At 54.2% G+C, this 576-nt stretch carries 1 protein-coding gene and 1 pseudogene; both read left to right on the top strand.

Features of this window, described 5'->3' with window-relative positions:
* Positions 1–255: pseudogene (locus JKG68_RS32860) on the top strand (calcium-binding protein); the annotation flags it as partial.
* A gap of 137 nt (positions 256–392) precedes the next feature.
* The coding region (locus JKG68_RS33130; protein ID WP_210346537.1) for a hypothetical protein at positions 393–576 on the top strand (184 nt) is incomplete at its 3' end.

Raw genomic sequence — 576 nt, 5'->3', positions numbered from 1 at the left:
CTGGACTTCAGTGCCAAGGACGATACGATCCGCCTCGATGATGCTGTGTTCACCAAGCTCAAGCACGGCCAGCTCTCATCAAGCAACTTTGTCATTGGGACAAAGGCATTGGATCCCAATGATCAGATCATCTACAACAGTAAGACGGGTGCTCTGTTGTATGATGCCGATGGGTCTGGCAAAGGCGCGGCCATCAAGTTTGCCACTGTCAATGCGCACCTGAAGATGACGGCTGCCGACTTCATCGTTATCTAAGCTGCCTTTTGCGAGGGTAAGGCCCAGCACTTATAATACTCCAGGATGAAGGAACTGGCAGCTTAGACCGAACTTTGTCGATACAGCACTTATGAACCCTGATCCCAATGCTGGTGGGGTCATCTCGGTGAACAGATATGCTGTGGGTCATTCTTCTGCTTGGCGCTTCTGGAATGGTGGGTGGGTACGCAGCCGAGCAGGCAACCATCCCCAAACTTCAGTATCGTCCGGGCACCCCCAATATAGTGGTCGAAACGTGTCGGCAGGCCGCGATTGCAGCGGCTCGCACCCATGCAAGCGAGATGGGCGCCGAGTTGGTCC

Source organism: Microvirga aerilata, assembly GCF_016743775.1.
Classification (GTDB): Bacteria; Pseudomonadota; Alphaproteobacteria; order Rhizobiales; family Beijerinckiaceae; genus Microvirga; species Microvirga aerilata.
This window is presented reverse-complemented; position numbering and strand designations above follow the sequence as displayed.